This window comes from Anabaena sp. FACHB-83 (genome assembly GCF_014697485.1).
In the GTDB taxonomy this organism is placed as follows: Bacteria; Cyanobacteriota; Cyanobacteriia; order Cyanobacteriales; family Nostocaceae; genus Nostoc_B.
This window is the reverse complement of the sequence record NZ_JACJRY010000004.1, coordinates 243,452-266,898: the sequence shown is the minus strand read 5'-3', so window position 1 is coordinate 266,898 and position 23,447 is coordinate 243,452. Positions and strand designations below refer to the sequence as shown.

The following is a 23,447-nucleotide window of genomic DNA, read 5'->3' as shown; positions in this document are numbered from 1 at the left end:
AATTACCGGGTGTGGATACTGAGCGCAGTCGAAGTATCCACACTGCGCTACAGCTTTCTTCTCTTCAGCTGATTGAGCATTGAGCATTTCGACTTCGCTCAATGCTCAATTATTGTTTCCACCTACTTATACCAATTCACGAAATTACTGATACAAATCACTTCCTCTACACCTTTGTTTCCGGTCGCCGAGCGGAGTCGAGGCGCTGCTTGCCTATCTGTATCATGTTTAGAGTGAAATGGTATTATTCTGTCCATATTTTTCTTGAATACGCTGAATTTGTTTTTGAAACTCTACGCCTTTTTCGGGGTTAACCATTGCGACAAAGTTGGCAAATCCGGTGATAGAGGCGATGAGGTTGGATGAGTTACCCCAATGCTTACCTTCTAAGCCTTCATTTTCTATTTGATGTAAAGTTGCACGGAAACTTTTTAACTTTTTCCGAGGGACATTAATTTTTTGATTAACGATAATACCTGTAACTTCTTGCTGTTGAGAGTTTCGTAAAATGCGGGTTTTGTCGGGATTGATGGCAAATCCTTCGTCAGAGATAATTGACTGAATTTGCTTGATGATATTTTTGGTATGTTTAAGATTTTCACCTGATGCAGAAAATGTTAAATCATCAACATAGCGAGTGTATCTAAACCCAAATTTTTCTGCGATCGCACACAAACGCTGATCTAAATTACGACAAATAATATTGGTAATTGCAGGGCTGGCTGGAGAACCTTGGGGAAGATGACGTTGCTTAAGTTCCACAAAGTCTGTTTTATTATCTAAGTTGCGTTCTTCCACTACAGGCGCGGTACATAATAAACCAAAAATTGTAGCTACAGATGAAGTATAACCGAACGATTGAAATAGTCCTTTAACACGCTGATATGTAATAGCTGAGAAAAAATCTTGCAAGTCGATATTAATAATTATTTCTGCACCAACATGGGGATTAGCATTAGTAATAATGGAGCGATCGCCGCAAAAACCATGTGCAGCGTCATGAATGGCAATTTTTTGTAAGATATTCTGCAAAATCCAGTATTGAGAGCGTTTTAAATCAGGCAATGGTGCGGAAATAATGCGATCGCCTGCAAGTTTTTTGGCAGTTTTAAAGTAAATATAATGTGAAATCTGAGAAGTTTTAGAAGTAAAGGTAAGAAACCGCAGTTTATCAATACTAATTTCCATAGCCGATGCAATCTGCTCGGCATTATCATAGACACCTAAATTATATTTTTTTAACTGTTCAATATTGTTTTGAGTATGCTTTTGAAAACTCATTTTAAAACTCTGCAAATGTAGGTTTTTACAGTTTAGTTGCGGGCAAATGTATCTCCAAAACTGGATTAAGATTGTTACTACTTTCTTGAAACTACCCAAAGATAATCTCAAAAAAGACAGCAACTCTCAAATATATCGTTCAGTTTGCCCATTCCAGAAAACTGGAGGTAAACGAAGGACATACTCAAGTTAAGGCGAAAACATTTGCACAGGCTCCTTAACTGTGACTACCAACATCACTAGGTAATATTAGTAGTCAACATACAATGCAGAGTTTTTACTCAAATTCAATTAGCTATCGTGACAGGATAGTGTCTTTTAACCCGGACAGGGTTTTGGTGGCAGAAAGTGGATTTGAACCACTGATCTTTGGGGACAGGCCCCAACGAGCTAACCAACTGCTCTATTCCGCAAATTTGTCTTTTAACCTAGACAAGGTGGGAGAAAGTACAGGAATTGAACCTGCAACACATCGATTAAGAGTCGATTGCTCTACCAGTGAGCTAACTTTCGGGTGTTTGATGTAGGAATCGAACCTACGACTAGCCGAGTACCTCGGATGCTCTACCACTGAGCTAATCAATCAATGGAGTAACAAGCCATTGCTCTACGGTATACGCTCAATCCAGAGGTTGGCGCACCAGTCGGGTATACAGAACCCGAACCATAGTTGAGCAGATGTATTATTACCTTGTAACTCAATGTAGCACAAAAAATTATCTTACGTAAATTGCCATTTAATTTATTTTTTATGTTTGGGCGATCGCAGCATCAATAAAACTGTAGTTAGAATAGAAAAAACAAGCTAACTGACTAATAACAGGCAATTGTACTCATCTCTATCAAATTAATTAGCTCCAGACATTATTTTTAATTGAATTTAGGCATATTTAACGGATATTTACAGCTAATGATAGAGTACGTCTGTATTTTCAATCATTAGGATACAAGTAGTTGAAAATATTCATCTACTAACAATATCTTCATTAAAATACTATGTCTGTTAATTGCTTGAAACCCAGAAATAAAAATCATGATACTGATACAGATAATTCTAATCAAGCATCAACAAAAGTAGAAATAGCTCTAGCATTAGATCAAATCAAAAGTTGTGTTTGGATGATAGGTATTCCATCATGGTTATTTGCCATCACAGACAGAAGTTTTGCGATGTTGTCAGATGGAAATTTATCACCAATAGAGATATTGCAACTATTGATGACTTGCCTCTTTTTTGTGAGTTGGATTTATTTAAAACCAGAGGAAAGTTTAACCAGCAATGATGTAGAGCCGAATGAATATGCAGAATATCTCAGTCGCAGCCAAGCCCTGAAGCTTAGGTTGAAGAAGCGACACATGATTAGCCAAGATTATATTTTACCTTTTCCTTACTATTGCCAAATCTATCACCTACTGAACTTAAAACACTTAGAAACCGTTCATAAATTCAGCCTGAATAGTTTAAAGGTTTTGAGTATCAGTCAATTCCAAACAACTCATATCGGGGGAGTGCTGAAATTTAATACCATGTTGCAACCAAATATGAATCTGTTAAGATTTTGGCGGCAACCAATAGTAGAAGTAGATTTAATTTTACATACTCCCTATACTATTGAACTGAGCATTCCTGCATATAACGATAAAAGAATCGTTGTCCTCTTTCACGCTTTCCCTATAAATGAAAAAGAACATCAATTATTTATCGATATTTATAGTGATTTAGATTGGCCGAAGCCGATATTGCAATTTGTTTTACACTGCGCCACTTGTTTGACACTTTTTGAAGATTTACCATATTTACAGGCTTTAGCGGACACAAATATCGAGCGTTTGTTTAATATAAATTCTGCTTCTAAGCATGAAACAATGTTATTGTTTAAACGATTCATAGAACTGTATGGTACTCGACAAAAGAGCATTCAGTTACCAGAATCGACATAAGTTTACTGAACAAACAGATCCCCGACTTCTTATACCATTTTGGATTTTAGATTTTGGATTTTGGATTGGGAAATTGCTTACTGGTGAGCTTTTCAGTAACCCATTTGTCGCAATCATTTTTCAAATTGGTATTAGAGGATGTTTGGAAAGTCTAAATTATTACTCACCGGGCGATTGGAAATCGCGGCTACACAGACGAAACCCACGTAGGTGGGTTTGAAAACCTTGATTTTGTGTTAGTCCACGTAGGCGGTCACTGAGCTTGCGATGCCCTGAGCTTGTCGTTCGCGTAGCGTCTCCGGCAGGAGAAGGGTCGAAGTGTGGACTTTGCTTGTGTAGTAGCGAATTCTATTCGCCCAATACTTTTCAAACATCCTCTTAGAAGATACAGTCTGTGTCGTCTAAAAAGTCGGGGATCTGAATTAATTAATAGTTCCCGTCACAGGTGAACTAGCACTAGCATAAGATTTGATGGGCATTCGACCGGCGAGGTATGCTAAACGACCAGCGACGGTTGCTAAATTCATTGCGTAAGCCATTGCTGGGGCATTTTGGGCTAGAGCGATCGCACTATTAATTAATAAGGCATCTGCGCCTAATTCCATTGCTTGAGAAGCTTCGGAAGGTGAACCAATACCTGCATCTACCACAACCGGCACTTTAGCGTTTTCAATAATGATTTGGATATTGGCGGTGGTTTTTAATCCTTGTCCCGAACCGATGGGTGATGCTAAAGGCATGACTGTTGCACAGCCAACATCTTCTAAGCGTTTGGCTAACATTGGGTCAGCATTGATATACGGCAATACCGCAAACCCTTCTTTTACAAGTTGTTCAGCCGCTTGCAGTGTCCCAATCGGGTCAGGAAGTAAATATTTGGCATCGGGTATAACTTCTAATTTCACAAAATTATTATCTTCCTGCCCTAGCAATTTTGCCATTTCTCGACCCAAACGGGCAACACGAATTGCTTCTTCGGCAGTTTGACAACCAGCCGTATTTGGTAACATCCAAATTTTTGACCAATCCAGTGCTTCTGCTAACCCTTCATGTCCTGGGGTTTTGGTTTGAACTCGCCGGACTGCGACGGTGACAATTTCACAACCACTAGCAACAATACTTTGCTGCATTTCTGCAATGGAGCGATATTTACCGGTTCCTGTCATCAAGCGAGATTGGAAGGTTTTACCTGCAATTACAAGGGGGGAGTCGGGAAGCGGTGAGTTGACTTCGACTGCATTCAGTAATTTGGAATTTGGGAGGGGGGAGGGGCGATCGCCGTTGGTAAAATTGGCAGAGTGAGTGAGCATAGGAGCGGTAGATGGCTGGGTATGAAACCGAGAATAATGGAAATGTGACAATAAAGAATCTGATTTTTGTTCACAGATTAAATCAGCAATTAAGGCTGCTGTCACAGGCGCTAGTAAAATGCCGTTACGATAATGACCTGTAGCCAAAGTCAAGTTTGCACAGTGGCTAGTACCGAGAATTGGTAATTCATCTGGGGTAGCCGGACGAAAACCCCACCAAAATTCTTGAATGGAATAATCTTGTAATTGGGGATAGAGGCGAATCGCTTGCTGAAGTAAAGATTGGATACCTGCGGGGGTGTTATTCGGGGCAAAACCCACATCTTCGCTAGTCGCACCCAAAATAATCGAGCGATCGCGCCGGGGTACGATGTAAATATTTTCGCCAAATAACACCCGTCGCAAAGGCAATTCCGGCACAAAGTCGGGTAAGCGGATACTCAACATTTGCCCTTTGCGGGGAGTTACAGGCAAAGGTAACAATTCACTAGACCAAGCACCAGCCGCTAAAACATAGTGACCGGCACGAATTACGCCTTGGTTGGTTTGTACGCCGATGACTTGTCCTTGCTGTTGGATTAATCCTGCAACTGTGATGTTATCTTTGATTTCAATGCCGAGGGATTGAGCCGCAGTTCTGAGTGCTTGGGCTAATGCTCGATTATCAACTTGAGCATCTTCAGGATACCACCAGCCACCGATGACATCATTACTCAACCCTGGCTGATATTGATGAATGGCGGTTTGATCTAACCAATAAGCAGGTGAATCACCAGCCGCAGCAGACTTTGGTGGTTGATAAACAGGCGCAAGAATGCCACAAGCCCAGTAACCAGGATTAATCCCTGTTAAATCTTCAAGTTTACTTGTCCATTCTGGGTATAAGGCACGCGATCGCCTGCACAACTTCCCCATCATCTCATCTTGGATAATTTCTGCATCTGGTGCTAACATGCCAGCAGCAGCATAAGTAGCAGCAGCCTGGAAATCACGACAAAGCACGGTGACATTTGTCCCGCGCAATTTAAGTTCGACGGCGATCGCCAAGCCAATAACACCGCCACCAATAATTAAAACATCGCTAGTCATTAGTCATTAGTCATTGGTTATTAGCCATTGATCATTAGTACACAACTACATAACTTATAACTAATAACTTGTAACCAATGACTAGTTTTGAGTGCTGAGTTTTGAGTGCTGAGTGCTGAAAGGGAGTAGACAAGGTAGAGGGGGTAGACAAGGTAGAAAGATTTCTTCCTCGTCTCCCTTGTCTCCCTTGTCTCCCTTGTCTCTTCCTACCACAAAGCCCGAATTGGCTCTCTAGTAGACTCATTCTCACTGGTGGTTGTATCAGTTGACTGACTTTCGGTTGATTGTACTTCTCTCGTAGTTGGTTCTGATGTATTGTCAGGAGTTGAAAATGATTCGCTGGGAGTTGTATTTTGAGCAACGCTGGTGCGGCGCTCAGTTGTGTTGGTGTTTAAATTTTCTTGTCTAACGCTTCTGCTGCCTCTAGCTTCTGTGGGAACATTATCTTCTTGAGGAGTGCTGGCTCTGTCTTCGCTTAAGCCACGGCTACCTCTGCTGGGGGCAGTGCTATTAACATTAATATTAGCTGGGAGAACGCGCGAGGTTTTGCCGCCGGGAGCATTATTACTGGCAGTTTGTTGCCCTCCACCCATTGGAAAGTTAATGCCTAGCAATGTACCTAATAAAATTGCCAAGCCTCCACCCATGAGAATAAGCGGTGTCCATCTACCCATATTGTTTTTCTCCTTGTGTAACCTAACCTTTTGATTTCCTTTCTTATTCGATATCCCTGATCCAATAATCCGTAAAATCCTCTGTCTGAGCGGCTAAATGCAGGTCTATTGTAGGAGAATGGGAAAGAAGCGATCGCTGCTTTTGTGACGCTAATTCACAGTCAATACATCACTTGATCGATCACACTCATACCATCACTACTAACTAACTGACTGTTTTTTGTTTCTGCACCGCCATTTTAGAGGTCAACACGATTTTGTTGCAAAACTTTTCGTAACTTAAAACCCAAATTCTTCATACAAGCCTTAATTTAACTGCATCCAGTATGGAATACAGCGCCAGACCAACGTATTGTTCGTACCCTGTGTTAGTACTTTGGGCATATTTAAATTAACGAACCGGCTTTTTGTAGTATATTGGCACATTTCCTCTACAGTTGTCTCGCATGATCTTGTCTTATGACCACAAATCCCTCTCCTCAAATTTGGCTTTATGACACAACATTACGGGATGGCACTCAATGCGAAGGGCTATCAGTGTCTATTGAAGACAAGCTACGCATTGCTAAAAGATTAGACCAACTGGGTATTCCCTTCATTGAAGGTGGTTGGCCTGGCGCTAACCCCAAGGATGTTCAGTTTTTCTGGCAACTCCAAGAAGATCCGCTCAAACAAGCAGAAATTGTGGCATTTTGTTCTACACGTCGCCCCAATACTGTGGCTGCGGCTGAACCAATGTTGCAAGCAATTTTAACTGCGGGTTCTCGGTGGGTGACAATTTTTGGCAAATCTTGGGATTTACACGTTACCGAAGGTCTCAAGACAACTTTAGAAGAAAATTTGGCCATGATCCGCGACACTATCGAGTATTTTCGCTCACATGGGCGGCGCGTGATTTACGATGCCGAACATTGGTTTGATGGTTACAAACATAATCGAGATTATGCTTTACAAACATTAGAGGCCGCGATCGCATCTGGCGCAGAATGGTTAGTTTTATGTGATACCAATGGCGGAACTTTGCCTCATGAAGTCAGCGAAAGTGTGACAACTGTTAAAAGTCATTTGTTATCTGTCACTTGTCAAAAAACAATGACAACTCCCCAAATCGGCATCCACACGCATAACGATTGTGATCTAGCCGTAGCTAATGCCCTAGCTGCCGTCATGGCGGGGGCAACAATGGTACAAGGAACAATAAATGGATATGGTGAACGCTGTGGCAATGCCAACCTTTGTTCTTTAATTCCCAACTTACAGCTAAAAATGGGTTATAGCTGTATCACAGAACACCAGCTTACTCAAGTCACAGAAGCCAGCCGTTTTGTCAGTGAAGTAGTCAATCTTGCGCCTGATGAACACGCGGCATTTGTCGGACGTTCGGCTTTTGCCCATAAAGGCGGTGTCCATGTTTCCGCAGTGCAACGTAACCCCCTGACTTACGAACACATCCAGCCAGAAACCGTCGGGAACCGTCGGCGGATAGTCATTTCGGAACAAGCAGGACTGAGTAATGTCTTAGCCAAAGCCCGCACCTTTGGCATTGAATTAGATAAGCAAACACCAGAAGCAAAACAAATTCTTCAACGCCTCAAACAATTAGAAAGTCAAGGTTATCAATTTGAAGCCGCCGAAGCGAGTTTTGCCCTGTTAATGTATGAAGCGTTAGGGGCGCGGCAAGAATTTTTTGAGGTCAAAGGCTTTCAAGTACACTGTGACTTGGTAGAAGGGAAAGAAACCAGCAGTGCTTTAGCTACCGTCAAAGTCGCTGTTAACGGTCAGAATATCTTAGAAGCTGCTGAAGGTAACGGCCCCGTTGCAGCATTAGATAGTGCCTTACGCAAAGCTTTAGTCAATTTTTATCCCCAACTCGCCAGCTTTGAATTGACAGATTACAAAGTGCGGATTCTCGACGGACACGCCGGCACAGCTGCCAAAACCAGAGCCTTAGTAGAATCAGGTAATGGTCATCAACGCTGGACAACTATCGGCGTTTCGACAAATATCTTGGCGGCTTCTTATCAAGCAGTGGTTGAGGGTTTGGAATATGGTTTGTTATTACATTCCCAAGCCGAAGCCGCAGTGAAGGCTTAGAGATTAGGGCAGTCCCGATGAAAAAATTTCACAGTCATAGATGAAAGATATCCTTACCCTACACTCCCATACCCTTACACCCTCTTTCAATTCAGGAGGCAGAATCCAAAATTGGTAAACCGCACCTTTCAGGACGGTAAGCACAACTCTTGGTTGATTTTAATATTTGTTACGTTTCGTTACACTAAAGACATCGAGAGGAAAAATTAAATCTCTCGGCAGCTTTCAAAGGTGAACGACATGAATGGCACAATTCGCGTTGGTAATCTCTTCGGGATTCCGTTTTACATCCATCCGTCATGGTTTTTGGTTTTTGGCTTAGTAACCTGGAGCTATAGTAGTGGACTTTCAGCCCAATTTCCCCAACTGTCTGGGGGGTTAGCGTTGCTACTAGGATTGATGACGGCGCTGTTATTGTTTGCTTCTGTCGTCGCCCATGAATTAGGACATAGTTTTGTCGCTTTGCGCCAAGGAATTGATGTTAAATCCATCACATTGTTTATCTTTGGTGGTTTGGCGAACTTAGAAAAAGAATCGAAAACGCCAGCCGGAGCTTTTTGGATTGCGATCGCTGGGCCGTTAGTCAGTTTATTATTGTGTGGCATCGTCACAGTAATTGGTGTGACAACGCCTGTATCGGGGCCACTAGCAGCAGTTCTTGGTGTTTTAGCTTCCGTTAACTTGGCTTTAGCACTGTTTAACTTGATTCCTGGCTTACCTTTGGATGGTGGTAATGTCCTCAAAGCTCTGGTGTGGAAAATTACAGGTAATCCCTACAAAGGTGTGACCTTCGCCAGCCGAGTTGGACAGGTGTTTGGTTGGGTGGCGATCGCTTCTGGTATACTGCCACTGGTATTTTTTGGCAGTGTAGCTAACTTCTGGAATTTATTAATCGGCTTCTTCCTGTTACAAAATGCTGGAAATGCAGCCCAATTTGCTAGAGTCCAAGCAAAACTTGATGGTTTAACAGCCGCAGATGCTGTCAACAGCAATAGCCCAATCATTTCTGCAAACCTCAGCCTGAGAGAATTTGCTGATGAACAAATTCTGCACAAACAAGACTGGAAACGCTTCTTAGTGACAGATGATGCAGAACAATTAGTTGGTGCGGTTACACTCGATGACTTGCGAAAAATTCCGACAACTCTGTGGACAGAAACTCAAGTTAAAGAAATCATGCGCCCAGTTGCTGCATCCACCACAGTAAAATCAGATCAACCCCTCTTAGAAGTCATCCAGCTACTAGAACAACAAAAACTCTCGGCTTTAGCTGTCATTCGAGAAAATGGCGTACTCGTGGGGATTTTAGAAAAAGCAGCAATTATTCAACTTTTGCAAGGACAAGCTTTAACTAACCCCGCATAAATGTTTCATCACTAAAGACTCCTTCTCACACCTCCTTCAGTTCATCTGAGGGAGTTTTTTTGTGGGAGGTGTGGGAGGTGTGGGAGGTGTGGGAAGTGTGGGAGGTGTGGGAAGTGTGGGAGGTGTGGGAGGTGTGGGAAGTGTGGGAAGTGTGGGAGGATGGTGAAGAAATCTTTCCCCCCACACTCCCCCTGCACCCCTGCGGTCTGGATGATAAATCTTTTACTAGACACGATATCACTCGGCATCTATGCCCAATTCTCGTAGTTTTGCTAGTAAAGCTGCTTGACGCTGACGTTCAATTTCCAATTGTGCGATCGCATCATCGGCACGTTGGCGTTCTTGTTCCGCACGTTGGCGTTCTTGTTCGGCTTGTTCGGAACTCCACAGCAACAAATTACCTGCTTCATCCCACCATCGCAACCAATAAATATTCATCCCTAAGCGAGTTCCGCGCCAAATTCCTAAAAACAAGTCCAATTCAGGAATCCAAAATTGTCCTGATTCTGTTGCTTGCTGCACAACGTATCGCCCATTTTCCAGACGCAGAACTTCTAAGCTGACTTCGTAAGGATTAAAAATTACATAAACGGGAACTTGTAATATTTGTTCGTAAAAATAGAGTTTCCCATAGGGAAAGGTGGGACGAATTGAATATTCGCCGTTATCGGTATCTGATAAAAATTCCATCACCACAGCCACATTTTCACCTTCGATGTTGGGTGTGTAGCTGCGCCGAATCACACCTGTACCCACTGGTGAAACACGGGGTATATATAGCCAATCAGGTGCTTTAACAACGGTTTTTTGATTAATACTAGCAACGATGCCAAAGTTAGATGCAACTAGCATTTCTGGTTGAATGCGATTGGCTGTAGCTAATGCTTCTGTTAAAGCTGCTGCTAAAAAAGGCTGTTGAATATTTTCCACTGGATCATCGGGCAGAATAAAATCATCTGGGAGTTTTTCCCAAGTGACAACAGGGTTTTGGCGCTGAGGTGCGGCTAGAACCATGATAGATAAAATGTCGCTTGTGGATTTAGAAGCTTATGCAAATATTTTACAGTGCTTTTTTGATAGCTTACCCCTACACCCAGTCCCAAGAAAGTTACTTTTATCTCTAGTTAGGGAACTCTAGCAATTAAGGTTTTGTTTCACAAGGACTTCTCATGGATAAATCCATTGTTCAGTTAGTTGATGAGTTACCCAGCGACAATATTACTGTCAAAGTTCTCAAAGCCCTGGATTATGTAGCGCCGGGACAGTGGGATAATTTGGTGGGATTTGATAATACTGTGCGTGCGATTACTGGCGAAACTGATGCGAATGTGATTCAAAGAATCCGCGATCGCGCCGATCGCATATACTTAGATCCACAAAACGGTTATCAAGCTGCTGTCAAACTGTATCAAATCATCGACAAAGCCGATGCAGCAATGGGAACTGCGGCTTTAGCTAACAAAGTGGGCGAAAAAATTAGTTTTCTCTCTTTTTTGAATAACATTACCCCTAAAGCCGATGTCACCCAAACAATTGACTTAGTTCTCAAGATTGCTGTCGAAATTATCGCCTTCTGTAAAATCAACGGGATTCCCCAACCGAACCCCCAAGAATTTGCTAATACCTTAGCGAATAATTATCAAAATGCTTCCCTGATGCGGATGGCTGCATTGGTATGTATCGATGGTATTTTACCTTTAGGCCCCGACTTTCTGATTAAAATTCAGGAAATTATTGGTGGTGCTAATGCTAGTGATGCGATCGCTCAAAACCCTGTATTCCAAGCTGTTAATAGTTCTTTACCTGGAAATAGCCCGGCTGATAAAGTTGGTTTTCTTTCCCAAGCCTTTAACTCAGTCCAAGGCTGGATGAATGGCCTTGTCGCCAAGACTGGAATCACACCACAATCAGTTGCTAGTGGTTTGAGTAGTTTTGTGCAGATTGCTGACGATAATTTAGACTTTGTAGCCGCAGTCTTAGATCAAACTACAAATTATTTTGAGCATACGGGTATTCAATCTGTTGCCCGCACCATCATTTTACAAGCTCACCCTCTAGTCAAAGCCGAAATCGCCGAAGAAGCCAAAAAACCACAAAAACAAGATACCGCATCTGCAACCAAATCTAAATCAGATACCAGCCAGTATGCAGTAAATAGCACCGTAGAAGTCTGGGACGAAGAAGACGAAGAATGGTATAAAGCCACAATTCAGAAAATTAAAGACGACCAATTCTTTATCAATTACATTGGCTATGGTTCATCTTCTGATGAGTGGGTTGGTGAACAAGATGTTCGGATTCGTGACATTGAATCATCTGATGATAATGGATTTGCTGTAGGTCAAAAAGTCAAATGCTGGGATGATGAAAACGAAGAATGGTATACTGCCACAATTGAAGAAATTCGCGGTCAGCAATACTTTGTGCATTATGTTGGTTATGACTCATCTTATGATGAGTGGCTTAATTTAGAAGAAATTTGCTAATACAGCAGGAGGTAGCGGTTCGGCTACACTCACCAAGCGGTAAATTTAGAGACGTTACATGTAACGTCTCTAAATGGTTTTGGGTTTTACTTAACTAACAAAATTCCTTCAGTTACAAGACGTGTAATTAGGGGAATAATGTCACCTTCTAAATCCAAATCTGGCGACCAGTCAGCAATATCAAATAAGCTAAATTCATCACAATTAAATAAATTTTCTACTAAGTTTTCTGGTATGGCTTTAAGGTCAATTTGTTTAGAACCAACGCGCACTTGATATTGTCCATCATCAATTTGTTTAATCCGAATCCTGTGTAGTGGCGACCAAATAAACTGAGTTGTAAATAAATTCGGAAAAATATTATTTCCCATTTGAGCGGGTAAACTAACTAATAGCTGCGGTTGATGTTGATAATTTAACGATTCTATATATCTTTGGAAAATATCAGGTTGCTGTAAAGTCGCAATTAAATGCTGACGCAATGCACTTAACTGTTGTTCTATCACATTTGTATTGCTATTAGCGATCGCGGGTAAACTTTGCCGCCAACTGACATTTTCACATAAATCTTTGATCAGCCAATCAAGCCAATCAAGTCCTGTTTGACATTCAATCCCAACAGTCAGATGAAGAGATGGCTGTTCGCAAGCCACAGCATAGTGCCAATGTCCTTTAGGGATGTACAATAAATCTCCAGCATGCAACACACATTCTAAATAAGGCGGCTGTTGTGGTTGCTGCTGTTTTGATGATGGCATATCTGCGGTAGGATATAAAACTGTTGGTTCATAAACAAACCATTGTTTTTCACCCTCAATTTGCAAAATAAAGACATCATGAGTGTCGTAGTGACAATCAAACCCTTGCTGTTTGGCTGGCGAACAATATAAATTAACGTGGGTTTCATAGCCAATTTCATGGCGCAGATTTGCTGCGAGTTCAGCGACAGCCGGTATTCGATGATGTACACCATTGATAATTAGTGTAGCGCCTTGACGCAGGCGATCGCTCCACTCTTGCCGATTCCGTGTCTCTGGGAGAGATTTACCATTCATCGAAAAGCGTAAATCTGGTTCTTTGAGTTTGTGATAATTCAATAATTCATTTAAATCTTGCCACGAAAAAAATTTTTGCCATCTTTGAGAATTGTCACTTGAAATATGAATTGCTTTTTTTGTCCAGAACTCCGTAAAAAATTTATCTACTGGAAAGTCTGCTAGTAGTTCTTGTAAATTTTTCATATCAGATGAATATTGTCAAAAGCTGCTTTCGATTCATCAATTTATTTATTAATAAAAAAGGGGCATCGTATAGCATCCCTATTTGATATGTAAACAAAAGAAAAAATAGAGATATTGGTAAACTCTTTAGGATGGCTATATCAATTAATGCCCCTTGTAAGACTGTCAAACTCAGAACTTTAATTCTCAAACACTCTCATGATGATGAGCTTTTTAGCTCCAAATTCTAATCATCATCATCATCATCTCCACTATCACTGTTGCTATTGCTATTGCTATTGCTATTGCTGTTGCTATTGCTATTGCTATTGCTATTGCTGTTGCTGTTGCTATTGCTATTACTGTTACTACTGCGGTTACGGTTGCGTCTGCGCTCACTATTATCCGCTAAGATTAGTTCAGCAGATTCGCTACCTGCTAGGTCAACTACACCAAATTCAATGGAAGATGTAGGTTTTAACTCAGATAGTGATGCAAGACTAGCAGCCTGAACCGATTGACTTCCTACAGGTAAAAACAAGCCGAAACTAGCACCAACAAGTAAACCAAGAATAATTTTAGGATTCATGTGCAACTCTACTATTAAGTACAAGATAGACTAGTACAAAAAGGCTGAAGTCTGAAATAAAAAAATTTATTTCCACAGACCTGTACTAGTAGTCAGAAAGCAAGCTGAAATTCCTTGTTTCTTCCTTAATGTCTATACTTGAACTTATGGATGAAAAAAACATGAATAATTGGTGAGAAGATTCTCATCAACTCTGTGATATAGATATTTCATTTCAATAGCACAAGATGAGATAATTTATCCGCATTTAGCCCAGGTGCGAGATGTAATTTACTATCCCAGAGATAGATGATTTTAGTCATTGCAAACTTCTACTAAACAATACTGAATTTCATCTGTACTTGCTCAAATGAGAATACACCGGAGTAACCTGGAATTATGGCAATCAACGAATACTGAGTTTTCAAAATCACATTATTTATAATATTTAGTAATTCTGTTAATTTATACCTAAAAGGCTTGCCGAGTCACAAGACTCGTAGACTAGACTAGTAGCACAACAGAACAATTTACAAGGAAAATATGATGAGCGATCGCGACTATACATTAATCCTAGACAAAAGCGGTAGTATGTCTACACCTGATCAGGCAGGCGGTAGAAGTAGATGGGAGATAGCCCAAGAGTCTACTTTAGCTTTAGCACGCAAATGCGAACAATTTGACCCAGACGGGATCACTGTATATGTATTTTCTGGCAGATTCAAGCGTTACGACGATGTGACCTCAGCCAAAGTTACACAGATTTTTCAAGAAAACGACCCTGCTGGTACTACCAACTTAGCGGCTGTACTCCTAGATGCAACCAATAATTATTTTCAACGTAAAGCAGCAGGTAAAACTAAACCCAACGGTGAAACAATATTAGTAATTACTGATGGTGAACCTGACGATCGCAAAGCTGTCTTTGAAGTAATTATCCAAGCCTCTCGTCAATTGGAGCGAGATGAAGAATTAGCCATTTCTCTGATTCAAGTAGGTTCAGATGCCCAAGCTACAAAGTTTCTTAAAGCTTTAGATGATCAATTGCAAGGTGTCGGTGCAAAATTCGATATCTGCGACACCATCACTTTAGATGATTTAGAAGAAATGAGTCTTGCTGATGTCTTGATGAATGCAATTACCGATTGAGTTGTTAATAGTCAATGATTAGTAAATTTCTGATTTTTGCCAGATGACCAATGACTAATAACAAATGACTAATAACTAATTGGAGAACTTAATTATGCTAGACAGCCGCGACTATACTCTAATTATTGACAAAAGTGGCAGCATGGCAACACCAGACCAAAAAGGTGGAAGAAGTCGCTGGGTTGCAGCGCAAGAATCTACTTTGGCTTTAGCTAGTAAGTGTGAACAATTTGACCCTGATGGGATTACTTTGTATGTGTTTTCAGGAAGATTTAAGCGTTATGAAAATGTAACTGCGAGTAAAGTTACCCAAATCTTCCAAGAAAATGATCCATCAGGAACAACCGATTTAGCCGCAGTATTAAAACACGCCACTGATGATTATTTTCAACGCAAAGCGGCTGGTAAAACAAAGCCGAATGGCGACACAATTTTAGTAGTAACTGATGGTGAACCCGATGATCGCAAAGCAGTAATGCGAGTCATAATCGAAGCTTCGCGGCGGATGGATAAAGATGAAGAACTTGCAATTTCCTTTATTCAAGTTGGCACAGATCCCCAAGCAACTCGGTTTCTGAAAGTATTAGATGATGAACTGCAAGGTGCTGGGGCAAAATTCGATATTTGTGACACCATTACAATGGAAGATATGGAAGATTTAAGTTTGTCTGAAGTGTTGCTCAACGCTATTAACGATTAGGCTCACAATTCAGCATTATGATTATTTTATCCGCGTGCATTCTTGTGCATCTGCGGTTAACTTTCATTTTAGCGATCGCTCACACATAAAAGTAACAAAGATGGACTCTATTGATAAACTATTAGCTCAAATCAAAGCGGAATATGATCCCGCCAAACCTGCGCCTACACCGCAACAGCCAAAACCCGACATAGTTCCACCATTCATTTCTACACCGCCATCTAAGTCACAGTCGATTATCGATAATATTTTGGCGGATGTAAAAGCCGATATCGAAGCGCAAGCCGCAGCTGAAGAATTGCAAAGACAGCAGGAACTAGAACAAGAACGCATCCGCCAAGAACAAATCAAAGCTCAACAACTAGAACTTTTACAAAAACAAGCCAAAGAATGGTTAGATAAATTAGATCCTTTCTCTCCCGAAGGATTATGGTTTGAAAAATTTGCTGAAGCCTACCCCTCAAAATTAGCCGCAGCAGTTGAATATTTACAGACTAATTAAATTCAATAAACCGAGAAAGGCTATATACAGCATATTTTAGTTGACATTAGGGAATTAATTCGGAAGTTAAAGAAAAGCCGTCCTAGAAGGACTGGGCTTTAGACCCAGTTTTTTGGTAACGTCCTAAAGTACTTCACGAACATTGAAACTGCTGTATGTAGTCTTGTAGAAAAAGATTTTGCGGACGTACTTAATATATCAATAATCGCTAATATAGATTTTGCGATTAGATTATATTTGCTTTGATTGTGCTGAACCGACCTTTACCTGAACGTTCACAAATTCGCAGGCGCTTACCGAATCAGCGTTGGCAAATTTACCCACAAAAAACAGATTTAGCTGAAAAACTGGCAGTTTCCATCCATCTTTCTCCCATTATCAGCCAGTTATTAATTAATCGTGGCATTGAAACACCAGCGCAAGCACAAGCATTTTTAGAACCAGAATCAATAGTTTTACCTCCACCGTTAGAAGAGTTTCCTGATTTGGCGATGAGTGTGGAGTTACTGCACGAGGCGATCGCATCTCAAAGTAAAATCGCTATCTGTGGCGACTATGATGCAGATGGTATGACTAGCACTGCATTATTATTGCGGAGTCTCCGAGCTTTGGGCGCACGGGTAGATTATGCTATCCCTAGTCGGATGCACGAAGGTTACGGTATTAACAAACGCATCGTCGAAGAATTTCACAGCGAAGGTGTCAAGCTCATTCTCACTGTAGATAATGGTATCTCTGCTTATGAACCCATCGCTAGAGCCAGAGAACTCGGCGTAAAAGTCATTGTCACCGACCACCACGACATCCCGCAACAATTACCCCCAGCCGATGCTATCCTCAACCCCAAACTCATCGCCGAATCTTCACCTTATCGTGGTGTGGCTGGTGTAGGTGTAGCCTATATTCTGGCAGTATGTCTCGCACAACAGCTAGGCGAAACTAGAGGCTTAATTCAGCCAATGCTAGAATTATTTACCCTGGGAACCATTGCAGATTTAGCGCCTTTAACTGGTGTCAATCGTCGTTGGGTAAAACGTGGTTTGAAGCATCTGCCTAAATCTAAGTTACCAGGTGTGCAAGCGTTAATTCAAATAGCCGGCGTGCAAGCGAAGCATGACGGAAAAGGTAGACAAGGTGGACAAGGGGGACAAGGGGGACAAGGTGGACAAGGTGGACAAGGGGGAAATATAGCTACCTTGTCTACCCCCTCTCCCCTGTCTACCCCCTCTCCCTTGTCTCCCCCCTCTCCCTTGTCTACCCCCTCTCCCTTGTCTACCCCCTCTCCCTTGTCTCCCCCCTCTCCCCTGTCTCCCCCCTCTCCCTTGTCTACCCCCTCTCCCTTGTCTCCCCCCTCTCCTCCCCCCAAATCCCTCAAACCAGAAGATATCGGCTTTCGTCTCGGCCCCCGGATTAATGCAGTTGGTAGAATTGGTGATCCGCAGACGGTGATTGATTTGCTGACTACCGATGATATGGGAGTTGCACTGACAAGAGCAATGCAGTGTGAGCAAACGAACACCAGCCGTCAGCAAATGTGCGAGGAAATTGAACAAGAAGCGATCGCCTATGTCGAATCAGAATTTATCGCCTCTTTACCACAAGACCGAGTATTACTGGTTATCCAACCTGAATGGCATCATGGGGTGATTGGGATTGTCGCCTCTCGCTTGGTAGAACGTTATGGTGTGCCTGTATTTATTGGGACTTATGAAGATGAAACACATATCCGTGGTTCGGCGCGGGGTATACCTGAATTTCATGTGTTTGAAGCCTTGGAATATTGTCGGGACTTGTTAGGTAAATTTGGCGGTCACAAAGCGGCGGGTGGATTTTCTTTACCAGCAGAAAATTTAGAATTGGTGCGATCGCGTTTAATTGATTTTGCTAACCAGTGTCTAGAACCGCAACACCTCAAGCCACTGCTCAAAATAGATGCTCAAGCTAACTTTAACCAAATCAATCACCAATTGTTCCAGCAATTAAATGCGTTGCATCCTTGCGGTATCGATAACCCCGACCCAGTTTTTTGGACTGCAAATGTCCAAGTTATTGAACAGCAAACCATAGGCAAAGGTCATATTAAAGTGACATTAGCCCAAACTATTAATGACAAGCAATATACAATTAAGGCGATCGCTTGGCGTTGGCGTGATTATTATCCTTTACCGCAACGAGTGGATATTGCTTACAAGTTGCGCGAAAACACTTTTAACGGCAATACTACCATCGAGTTAGAATTAGTCGGCGTGAGATTAACAAAAGCCTCATCTCAAATCTTTTACACTGCCTCACCTAACCCACTCAAAGCCACTTTTGAGTACAATCAACGGCAGTATACTTGTGGCATTTATCAAAATAATTCCTTCCCAGAACTCAGAATCAAAAATTCTGAAGGCAAAATCCTAGTTATGCAGCCAGAACGCACAATCGGCTTGTTGGGAACCAGTCGTGAAGCAGCAATAGAGGTTGATGTGTCTCAACCGCAGTATGATTCCATTATTCAAGCAGCGTTACAAGCATTATCATACATACAGCAGAATTCAGGAGTCAGAATTCAGAATCCAGAATTACGATAGTGTTTATCCGTGGCTTTTAGAATTAAATAGTATATTTTATTACTTTTATATACTGTAAATGCTGAGTCATGAATACTGATGTTTCACTCAGCACTCAGCACTCAGCACTTTACACTCTTACAGGTTGCCGTTGCGAAAAGCCAATACAAAAATTACAGCAGGGCCAGCAATGACAATTAATGCAACAGAAAGCAGTTGGAAAATAACTTCCCAGTTGATGCTGGTGAAAGTGCTAATAATACCGTCTAACATTTTTTCTCTTTCCTCCCAATTGTCTTAAAAAGTTCGATAATCAATCAGTTGCAAAACCCGCAATTGATCATATCCGGGAACGGTGTGTGATTTTTAATTTACTTAACAAAATTATAGGAAAAAACACAAAATGGCAAACTGGCAATGTGTCAAGCAATGTGGAGCCTGCTGCAATCTCGACCCTAGCGATCGTCCCGACCTAGACGAATATCTCGCGCCGGAAGAGTTGGAACTGTACCTGAGTATGGTAGGCGAAGATGGTTGGTGTATTAATTTCGACCATACCACGAGAGAATGCCAGATTTATCCCAATCGCCCACGTTTTTGCCGTGTAGAAGTCGAATCATTTCAAGATATGTATGGCATTGAACCAGAAGAACTGAATGATTTTGCCATAGATTGCTGTCGCCAACAGATTGAAGGGGTATATGGCGATCGCTCTTTAGAAATGCTGCGCTTCGACAAAGCCGTGGGGATTTAAACTTATGTGAAGTTGATTCTAATCTACAACATCTTTTTTAGCTCTTAAAACTCGATATTGTTGGGTTTCGCTATGGCTCCACCCAACCTAACATCTTTTTCAGCAAGCCCTATTTCGTGGGTGAGTATCAAACATTAAAATTTGGTAGTTGATTTAGCAGAAAATCTATACACAAACCGTAAATCTGACAGCCGCAATAAGCCAAAATTCTTATAGGCGAGAATTCGAGAAGATTGAACATGGACATCAAAAACGGCTTCATTGGTACTGTAGGTAATACACCCCTGATTCGGTTAAACAGTTTTAGTGAAGAAACAGGATGCGAAATTCTGGCTAAAGCCGAGTTTCTCAACCCTGGTGGTTCAGTCAAAGACCGAGCCGCACTGTATATTATTGAAGATGCAGAAGAAAAAGGTTTACTTAAACCCGGTGGTACTGTAGTGGAAGGAACCGCAGGTAACACTGGTATTGGACTGGCGCATATTTGCAATGCTAAAGGCTACAAATGCCTAATCATTATTCCTAATACTCAGTCCCAAGAAAAAATCGATGCACTCACAGCGTTAGGTGCGGAAGTTCGACCAGTCCCTGCCGTTCCTTATAAAGACCCGAATAACTATGTCAAGCTATCTGGTAGAGTTGCCGCAGAATTAGATAACGCCATTTGGGCAAATCAGTTTGATAATTTAGCGAATCGCCGCGCCCACTACGAAACCACAGGCCCAGAAATTTGGACACAGACAGATGGTAAAATAGACGGATGGGTGGCTGCAACTGGTACAGGTGGAACCTTTGCTGGTGTGGCATTGTACCTGAAAGAACAAAATCCGGCGATTAAATGTGTTGTTGCCGATCCTCTGGGTAGTGGACTTTATAGCTATATCAAAACTGGCGAAATCCATTTAGAAGGTAATTCTATTACTGAAGGCATTGGTAACAGTCGAATCACAGCCAATATGGAAGGCGCACCTGCTGATGATGCCATTCAAATCGATGACACAGAAGCTTTGCGTGTCGTTTACCAATTGCTACGAAAAGATGGCCTCTTGATGGGTGGTTCGACAGGTATTAATGTGGCGGCGGCTGTTGCTTTGGCAAAACAATTAGGCCCTGGACACACCATTGTCACCATTCTTTGTGATAGTGGTTCCCGCTATCAGTCACGCATATTTAACCGTGATTGGCTGGCTTCTAAAGGACTATCAGTAAATTATTAACAGGAAATAGTTCGACAAGCTCAGTGATTACCTGCGCGGACTAGTCAATAGTCAATGGACATCTCCAGTTGACTGATGACTATTGACTATTGACAAATGACTATTGACAAATGACAAACATCACTCAACCATCAAATTCAGGGGCTAGTAGTCAAGCATCTACTCACAGGTGTGTGCGGGTGTGCCAAAATCGCACCTGTAAAAAGCAAGGCGCGGCTAAGGTTTTAGAGGCTTTGGCAAATTTACCAGTCCCCGCAGATGTGACTGTAACAGCTAGTAGTTGTTTAGGACAATGCGGTAACGGGCCGATGGTGTTGGTTCTACCGGATATGGTTTGGTATAGCGGTGTGCAAGCCGATGAAGTACCTCTATTCGTAGAACAACATCTACGCTGTGGTGAAAGAGTCAAACAGATGCTTTATTATCGGTTTCATCCTCAAGGATAAATAAATATCTTGCGCCAAGCGACTGAAGTCGCGGCTACACAAACAAAACCCGCACTTCGACAAGCTCAGTGACCACCTGCGCGGGTTCTAAATCCTTAATTTTGTCTTAGTTTACGTGGTGTGCAACTTTCTCTCAAACCTAACCCCCAACCCCTTCCCTCGTAGGGAAGGGGGGGCAAGATTCAAAGCCTCTCCCCGAAGCGGAGAGAGGTTTGGAGAGGGGTTTCAAGAATAAGTCGCACATTGCTAGTTTGTATAGCCGTGAATTCCATTAGTCGGGTCTAGATGCAAGAGATGAATAAATCTACAGCAAATTTTAAGTGAGTGAAGTACACAATTGTGTCCTCAAAGCTAGGTAAAAAGTCTATTATCATTCTGACTTCTGACTTCTGACTTCTGACTTCTGAATTCTGCTGTAATTACAAACAACTAGGTCTGCTCTATTGTTGACTCAAGTGAGGCATCCGATGAATATTCAGCAGCTACGTCAATCATTAAAAATGAAGTGGCTGGGTTACTATCAACAAAATCGTCCCTGGCTAGTAAAAATGCGAGTTTGGGGAAATTATCATGGACTAAGAAGACCATCATCTGGCTTTATTTTGGCGACTTTATCTGTTCTAGAACCAGAGTTTGAGCAGATGCTGAGTTTTATGATGGATCTGAATAATAATCCTGATGATATAGTGACAGCTTTGGGGCTGAATTTTAATCCTGATGAGGAGTTGCGTTTAACAAACTTAGATGAAGCTGCGCCGATAAAAGAGTTTGCTGAAAATAAATCGCTTGAGGAACAACCGGTGCGATCGCTCGCTACAGCTAACGATATCATTCCTCAATCTCCAGCTACCATCCAACATCCCGAAAACATCACTTCTGACTCGCCACAGGCGCACCAACCCTTACCAGCCTTTGCAGTTGCGACTAAGGTGAGCCTCAAATCTTCCCATAAATCACGCCAAAATAAACCAATCTCAGCTTTAGCCTTGGCTACAACAGTTCCCAGCAACGGTAAAACTGTCGCCTTAGCAGTGGAACTTCCTAATTATGGCAAACTAATGCCCAGAAGCATTGTAGTTTCTCGCCAAACAGCAGTAAAAAGTCATACGAAAACCGCACCATCTTTGATTGAGACTACTGAAGTGTCTACTAATGGCAAATCACCACAAAATTTAAAAACTCAGCCTTTGACTCATACTCATGCCCGTAGTCTAGCTTCTTGGGTAGATGAATTTTGTCAAGGTAGAGGGTGAAAAGCAATTAGGGACTTCCAACTTAAAAAATATACTATCACTGTGTAGGCAGAGCGGCAGGGAGCAGGGGAAGAGGGGACAGGGGAGACAAGGGAGGAGATGAAGTTTGACTCAGTAAGTTGGTGCAATAGGAATTGGGAACAAAGATTGTCTGTGAAGAATGGGTATAAGGGTGTCAGGGTTTTGAACACCTATACCCCTACGGAGAAGTCAAAAGTCAGAGAATTTTTGACTTTTGACTTGATTTTGCCCCTACACCCATTCTTTGCAAAAGGCTCTAGCAATCAGCTTGCTTTTTTAATTTGTCTGTGTTAGGTTTTGTTTGTACTCTAAACAACGGTAAATCGCTCGATAAACCGATGTTTAAGGACACGATATCACAGCTAAATGGGCGGTAATTATAGGAGAGTACTGGAGTTAACCTCTAGGCTCTCATCTTTCTTATGAACAGCAAAGGTTGCGATCGCTATTTCGTCAGCAGTGAAATTAGCAAGTGCGATCGCTTAGTAACTTGAACGAACAATATTTTTTGATTTATGACTAAAGTTTTAATTCTTGATGCTAATCAGCAACCCCTATCTCCAGTACGCATCAGTCATGCCAGAGCATTATTGTCTCAAGGAAGAGCAACTGTCTTTCAAAGATATCCCTTCACAATTATTTTGAAAGAGTCTTTTTCGCAAATCCAGCTAGAGCAACTTGGTTTTAAACTCCAACTCAGTACTGTTGTTACCAAACACAAAAAAGCGGGAATGGATACAAGTGCCTTTGGCAAGCGCAGTTATCGTTAACAGAAAACAGGGGAGATATGCAAGTTATCACTCCTGGTTATGATGTCAACTT

The 23,447-nt window shown here is 41.8% G+C and carries 20 protein-coding genes and 2 tRNA genes; 13 read left to right on the top strand and 9 right to left on the bottom strand.

Annotated elements, in window-relative coordinates; translation table 11 throughout:
- Window positions 1-228: 228 nt before the first annotated feature.
- From H6G79_RS07150 to H6G79_RS07140, 3 genes are all read right to left on the bottom strand, one after another.
- Complete coding sequence (locus H6G79_RS07150) at window positions 229-1,281, bottom strand: reverse transcriptase family protein (protein ID WP_190588287.1); 1,053 nt, start codon at window positions 1,279-1,281, stop codon at window positions 229-231.
- 438 nt (window positions 1,282-1,719) lie between these two features.
- A tRNA-Lys gene (locus H6G79_RS07145) sits at window positions 1,720-1,794 on the bottom strand.
- A gap of 2 nt (window positions 1,795-1,796) precedes the next feature.
- Window positions 1,797-1,866 (bottom strand) — tRNA-Tyr (locus tag H6G79_RS07140).
- 411 nt (window positions 1,867-2,277) lie between these two features.
- Between H6G79_RS07140 and H6G79_RS07135 the strand changes: the two genes are divergently transcribed.
- Window positions 2,278-3,222 carry a hypothetical protein gene (locus H6G79_RS07135; RefSeq protein ID WP_190588288.1) on the top strand — a complete coding sequence of 315 codons (945 nt, stop codon included), beginning with the start codon at window positions 2,278-2,280 and terminating at the stop codon, window positions 3,220-3,222.
- A gap of 422 nt (window positions 3,223-3,644) precedes the next feature.
- Here the strand turns inward: H6G79_RS07135 and thiO are convergent, their stop codons facing one another.
- Window positions 3,645-5,621, bottom strand: a complete 1,977-nt coding sequence (gene thiO / locus H6G79_RS07130) for a glycine oxidase ThiO (RefSeq protein ID WP_190588289.1) — start codon at window positions 5,619-5,621, stop codon at window positions 3,645-3,647.
- Between the two features lie 206 nt (window positions 5,622-5,827).
- On the bottom strand, window positions 5,828-6,295 hold the full coding sequence (locus H6G79_RS07125) for a hypothetical protein (protein ID WP_190588290.1): 468 nt from the start codon (window positions 6,293-6,295) through the stop codon (window positions 5,828-5,830).
- Between the two features lie 459 nt (window positions 6,296-6,754).
- On the opposite strand from H6G79_RS07125, the gene cimA reads away from it, so the two are divergent.
- Window positions 6,755-8,389: a citramalate synthase gene (gene cimA / locus H6G79_RS07120; protein WP_190588291.1), complete on the top strand. Its 1,635-nt coding sequence runs from the start codon at window positions 6,755-6,757 to the stop codon at window positions 8,387-8,389.
- Window positions 8,390-8,629: 240 nt separating this feature from the next.
- Window positions 8,630-9,754: a site-2 protease family protein gene (locus H6G79_RS07115; protein WP_190588292.1), complete on the top strand. Its 1,125-nt coding sequence runs from the start codon at window positions 8,630-8,632 to the stop codon at window positions 9,752-9,754.
- A 237-nt stretch (window positions 9,755-9,991) separates the two neighbouring features.
- Here H6G79_RS07115 and H6G79_RS07110 read toward each other — a convergent pair whose 3' ends face one another.
- Window positions 9,992-10,768, bottom strand: coding sequence for a Uma2 family endonuclease (locus H6G79_RS07110; protein WP_190588293.1), 777 nt, complete (start codon window positions 10,766-10,768; stop codon window positions 9,992-9,994).
- A 155-nt stretch (window positions 10,769-10,923) separates the two neighbouring features.
- On the opposite strand from H6G79_RS07110, the gene H6G79_RS07105 reads away from it, so the two are divergent.
- Entirely contained in the window at window positions 10,924-12,240 is a 1,317-nt protein-coding gene (locus H6G79_RS07105) for a Tudor-knot domain-containing protein (RefSeq protein WP_190588294.1), read from the top strand.
- Between the two features lie 86 nt (window positions 12,241-12,326).
- On the opposite strand, the gene H6G79_RS07100 is transcribed toward H6G79_RS07105, so the two are convergent.
- On the bottom strand, window positions 12,327-13,481 hold the full coding sequence (locus tag H6G79_RS07100) for a cupin domain-containing protein (protein WP_190588295.1): 1,155 nt from the start codon (window positions 13,479-13,481) through the stop codon (window positions 12,327-12,329).
- A 226-nt stretch (window positions 13,482-13,707) separates the two neighbouring features.
- Window positions 13,708-14,049 carry a hypothetical protein gene (locus tag H6G79_RS07095; protein WP_190588296.1) on the bottom strand — a complete coding sequence of 114 codons (342 nt, stop codon included), beginning with the start codon at window positions 14,047-14,049 and terminating at the stop codon, window positions 13,708-13,710.
- 522 nt (window positions 14,050-14,571) lie between these two features.
- On the opposite strand from H6G79_RS07095, the gene H6G79_RS07090 reads away from it, so the two are divergent.
- The 4 genes from H6G79_RS07090 to H6G79_RS07075 all read left to right on the top strand — a co-directional run bounded on the left by H6G79_RS07090 (window position 14,572) and on the right by H6G79_RS07075 (window position 18,955).
- The gene (locus tag H6G79_RS07090) at window positions 14,572-15,177 is read left to right on the top strand and encodes a VWA domain-containing protein (protein WP_190588297.1); all 606 of its coding nucleotides are present in this window, start codon (window positions 14,572-14,574) and stop codon (window positions 15,175-15,177) included.
- A 94-nt stretch (window positions 15,178-15,271) separates the two neighbouring features.
- On the top strand, window positions 15,272-15,877 hold the full coding sequence (locus H6G79_RS07085; RefSeq protein ID WP_190588298.1) for a VWA domain-containing protein: 606 nt from the start codon (window positions 15,272-15,274) through the stop codon (window positions 15,875-15,877).
- Window positions 15,878-15,977: 100 nt separating this feature from the next.
- The gene (locus tag H6G79_RS07080) at window positions 15,978-16,379 is read left to right on the top strand and encodes a salt stress protein, Slr1339 family (RefSeq protein ID WP_190588299.1); all 402 of its coding nucleotides are present in this window, start codon (window positions 15,978-15,980) and stop codon (window positions 16,377-16,379) included.
- Between the two features lie 248 nt (window positions 16,380-16,627).
- Entirely contained in the window at window positions 16,628-18,955 is a 2,328-nt protein-coding gene (locus tag H6G79_RS07075; protein ID WP_313933888.1) for a DHH family phosphoesterase, read from the top strand.
- A gap of 117 nt (window positions 18,956-19,072) precedes the next feature.
- Here H6G79_RS07075 and psb30 read toward each other — a convergent pair whose 3' ends face one another.
- Window positions 19,073-19,207 (bottom strand): photosystem II reaction center protein Ycf12/Psb30, encoded by a 135-nt coding sequence (gene psb30 / locus H6G79_RS07070; RefSeq protein WP_062296431.1) that lies wholly within the window; start codon window positions 19,205-19,207, stop codon window positions 19,073-19,075.
- Between the two features lie 130 nt (window positions 19,208-19,337).
- On the opposite strand from psb30, the gene H6G79_RS07065 reads away from it, so the two are divergent.
- The 5 genes from H6G79_RS07065 (at window position 19,338) to H6G79_RS07045 (ending at window position 23,395) form a co-directional block, all read left to right on the top strand.
- The gene (locus H6G79_RS07065; protein ID WP_190590420.1) at window positions 19,338-19,688 is read left to right on the top strand and encodes a YkgJ family cysteine cluster protein; all 351 of its coding nucleotides are present in this window, start codon (window positions 19,338-19,340) and stop codon (window positions 19,686-19,688) included.
- 239 nt (window positions 19,689-19,927) lie between these two features.
- Window positions 19,928-20,905, top strand: coding sequence for a cysteine synthase A (locus H6G79_RS07060; RefSeq protein WP_190590421.1), 978 nt, complete (start codon window positions 19,928-19,930; stop codon window positions 20,903-20,905).
- 110 nt (window positions 20,906-21,015) lie between these two features.
- Entirely contained in the window at window positions 21,016-21,351 is a 336-nt protein-coding gene (locus H6G79_RS07055) for a ferredoxin (protein ID WP_190590422.1), read from the top strand.
- 467 nt (window positions 21,352-21,818) lie between these two features.
- On the top strand, window positions 21,819-22,604 hold the full coding sequence (locus H6G79_RS07050; RefSeq protein WP_190590423.1) for a DUF5331 domain-containing protein: 786 nt from the start codon (window positions 21,819-21,821) through the stop codon (window positions 22,602-22,604).
- A 536-nt stretch (window positions 22,605-23,140) separates the two neighbouring features.
- Window positions 23,141-23,395 (top strand): RRXRR domain-containing protein, encoded by a 255-nt coding sequence (locus H6G79_RS07045; protein WP_190590424.1) that lies wholly within the window; start codon window positions 23,141-23,143, stop codon window positions 23,393-23,395.
- The last annotated feature ends 52 nt before the right edge of the window (window positions 23,396-23,447 follow it).